Annotated in this window: 1 pseudogene; it reads right to left on the minus strand. The window is 60.2% G+C overall.

Features of this window, described 5'->3' with window-relative positions:
- Positions 1 to 213 (minus strand): annotated as a pseudogene (locus QP413_RS10075) (exopolyphosphatase); the annotation flags it as partial.
- Between the last annotated feature and the right edge of the window lie 43 nt (positions 214 to 256).

Consider the following 256-nt stretch of genomic DNA (forward strand, 5'->3'; position numbering starts at 1 on the left):
GTTTTCGCGCGTCATGTGGTCGGTGTAGTTTTGCAGAACGACGCGCGCCCGCTCGATCGCCTCGGGGCTGATTCGTCCGGTCTCGTCTACTCCCTCACCTAGCCGGATGATTTCCATCGTCCGGGTTACCTGGCGGATGTCCCCGTCGCCGACATCGGAGACGAGGAGACGAAGCGAATTCGTTCCGCAATCAACGGCTGCAATACGTTTCATTGCTCGCTACGCCTCCGCGTTGGTGAAGTCGAACTGGGTGGGG

Origin of the sequence: Corynebacterium sp. UMB4614, assembly GCF_030217065.1 — a bacterium.
Classification (GTDB): Bacteria; Actinomycetota; Actinomycetes; order Mycobacteriales; family Mycobacteriaceae; genus Corynebacterium.